This window comes from Achromobacter sp. JD-1 (genome assembly GCF_038594925.1).
Lineage (GTDB): Bacteria > Pseudomonadota > Gammaproteobacteria > Burkholderiales > Burkholderiaceae_B > Achromobacter > Achromobacter spanius_C.
Window position 1 is genome coordinate 1 of sequence record NZ_JBCGCS010000058.1, and the last position, 2,688, is coordinate 2,688.

The following is a 2,688-nucleotide window of genomic DNA, read 5'->3' on the forward strand; positions in this document are numbered from 1 at the left end:
AGCTGCTCGATCAGAACGACGAGCTGCGCGCTTTCCTGCAACATGTCGCGGTACAGAAGCTCCATTCTGCTGCGGGGAATGACGGAGGAAGTGGCCGGACTTTCGTGCGGGATTGCGGTCACTGTGCCTCCTACATGAAGAGGGCGTCGAATGCCTTGTCCAACTGCCGGTCAACAGGACGCGCCAGCGACTGTAGGGCGTGCATGTCGCTAAGATGGCTGACGAGCTTCACGTCGTCACGATCAGCTTGGCGCAACTCCTGGCGGTAGTCGCGCGGGTCAGCGAGGATCTCTTTGATCGTTGTGCGTTTGTTGGCCAGCAGGTCGAACACCTCGTTCTCAAAGATCGCTGCTTCAGGATTGGCGCGAAAATCGCCGGACTGCAGGGCGTATCCGAAGATGGCGGCGAACTCCTCACGCACGTCGGAATCGACGCGATTGAAGAGCACGCGTACGCGGTCCGCCGGCACACCCATCTGCGCGAGAACGTGGATCGTTTTGATCGTTTCCCGCTGCGCTTTACCGGAAGTGACCACGGGCAGCACGTAGTAGTCGATCTCGAGATGCGCCTGGTCGTACTTCACCAGCTCTGCCAGGAAGTCCTCAATGTTGGAGGCACCGACGTCGACGATTGCAGCTTCTGCCATGAGCAGCTTGCGAAAAAGGCGGCCGAACTGTCCCCCACGCATCTGTTCGACATCCAGACCGAGATCGGCAGCGCTTTCGTTGGTCGACTCAACGGCGATAATTTCGGCTTCCGGAATGCGGGGCGCCAGAAGGTGGCTGGTCGTGACGGTTTTGCCGACGGAGCCGGAATAGTTGACGGTTGCGATTTTCATGCGGGTTTCCTATTTTTTTCGACCGAGTTCGGCCAGTTCATTGAGGTCAATGGGATCTGAAGCTCTGCGAAGTCGAACCAGGTCGGCTTTGCTTTGGATGCCGCTCGTCGACGAGCTACTGGCGACGGGGGCTGCGGCGGGCAGATCTGCTGCCGTGCCGGGCGTTGAACGGATGTCAGGCCGGTTCGCGTCGATCGGCACAGGCCCGGTCCGCTTACGCCATCGGTAAAGGGCCTGCCGCAGCGAGAGGATGGTCACGGGTACGCCAGCGTTGATCAGCGTTTCAACGATCTTGGCGTGGGTGACCCCCCGTCGAACGAGCTGGTCTATCAACGGCAAGAGCGCGCGAAACCGCGCGCGCTGGTCGGTGGCATCCAGCGTGTTTAGCTGCTGAACGATCTCGGCTTTATTCGCCGGCGGGGCGTGATTCTGTTGCATGGCGGGGCGTTCCCCAGGTTCGGTAGATTGCGCGGCAGGCCGGGTTAGCGCTCGAAGGCGCCTGCGGCCTTCTCAGCGCCCGGCTTCTGCAACGCGGCCGCTTCGAGCGCGAGGGCGTCGACCTGGCGCAAAAGGCCGACCTTGCCGCACGGGTAGCTGATCTCCACTTCCTTGCCCACGTATTGCTGGGGGTTAGAGATGGCCAATGTGCTGACCCTGTGGGCGATTGCTACTCCTTGCTCGGCTCTTTGATAGGCGGTGTCGCCCTCGATGGAGACGATCTCACCGCGATAAGTCGCACCGATGATGGGCGCCTGTGCGAGCTCGGTTCCACTTTGGAGGCGTTCGGCTGCACCGAGCGTTAGATCTGCGGCCGCACCGTAATCCCGCAGGAGCTGGGCGGCTCGGTCGGTGGACATGACGGAATAGGACCACCCTTCGGCGTTGCGATAGTCATCGACCACGTAATTCTTGACGAGAGCCTCACCCGACTTGTCGATGGCTAGCACGGTGATGCTGGAACGATAGGCCGGATCTTCCGGAGCGGGGTTCCAGAGTTCTGCGCGGGCGTTCAGGGGCACGCTTGCCTGCAGCCCCGTGTGCGTCTCGAAGCCCGGATAGTCGTAAAAGCGCTCTGTATCGATATCGCGGACGGACTTTCCGTCCCAGCGTTGGAGTTCGTCGGCCGCGTCACGCTCGCGTTCGTCGTAATACGGATCGGGCGACAAGTTGCGCGGATCTACGACGGCGTCCTCGAGCGAGGGAGCATGAACGAATCGCTCGCCGGTGCTGATGACCGTGATTTCAACCGGCTTGCGGTCGGCGCTGGCGGCGAGGGTGCGCGGGCCGTTTGAAACGGGCGCGTGATCGTGCTGAGCAGGGCGAAATAGCGCCTGGACTTTGGTTTTCCAGTCGGAGATTTTCATGAGATTTCCTCGGGTGTGTGATGGTGCGAAACGGTCCATGCCGTGCACTGTCGTGGGGCTAAGTTGACGCTGGCGGTGGCGTCCCTCCTGCTGGAGAACCGTGGGGTTGAAGGAGGGGGAGCCGCGCCCGTGAGCGGGCGCGGGGGAACCGTTGCGGTTCCCCGGGGGGTCGGAAGCGCGGACGCCGCCAGGCGGCCGGCCAGGGGGGCAGCAGCCCCCGCGCTTTTGGGGCCTGCCGATCCCCACCCGGCGGATTCGTCGGGAAGGGGACGGACCTTTTCTCCCGCACGGCAGACACCGGCGCAGCCTCGGAGGGCTGCAGCGGTGGTGTGGCGTTGACGGTGTTCAGCAGGCAGGTCGTGGCGCTCGGGGCGGGGCGAGGCCAACGGCCCGCGACGCCCGGGGGGATGCCTTTCCCCCGCCTGGCGGCGCATTGCGCCGGCGGGGAGGGGGACTGAAGCTAAGGGGTTCAGGCCGGCGCCGCAG

At 63.4% G+C, this 2,688-nt stretch carries 3 protein-coding genes; all 3 read right to left on the bottom strand.

From position 1 onward, the window contains the following. Window positions 1–130 precede the first annotated feature (130 nt). Genes stbB through WBR68_RS31080 form a run of 3 tightly spaced genes read right to left on the bottom strand, consistent with a single transcriptional unit; the run spans window position 131 to window position 2,202 of the window. Window positions 131–838, bottom strand: a complete 708-nt coding sequence (gene stbB, locus WBR68_RS31070; protein WP_230696227.1) for a StbB family protein — start codon at window positions 836–838, stop codon at window positions 131–133. A gap of 9 nt (window positions 839–847) precedes the next feature. Next, window positions 848–1,276: a hypothetical protein gene (locus WBR68_RS31075; protein ID WP_230696228.1), complete on the bottom strand. Its 429-nt coding sequence runs from the start codon at window positions 1,274–1,276 to the stop codon at window positions 848–850. 44 nt (window positions 1,277–1,320) lie between these two features. Continuing rightward, a complete protein-coding gene (locus WBR68_RS31080; RefSeq protein WP_230696229.1) occupies window positions 1,321–2,202 on the bottom strand; it encodes a KfrB domain-containing protein in 882 nt (293 codons plus the stop codon). Between the last annotated feature and the right edge of the window lie 486 nt (window positions 2,203–2,688).

Coding starts and splice junctions, on each gene's coding strand:
- WBR68_RS31080 (WP_230696229.1), bottom strand. CDS start 2,202: ATGAAAATCTCCGACTGGAAAACCAAAGTCCAGGCGCTATTTCGCCCT.
- stbB (WP_230696227.1), bottom strand. CDS start 838: ATGAAAATCGCAACCGTCAACTATTCCGGCTCCGTCGGCAAAACCGTC.
- WBR68_RS31075 (WP_230696228.1), bottom strand. CDS start 1,276: ATGCAACAGAATCACGCCCCGCCGGCGAATAAAGCCGAGATCGTTCAG.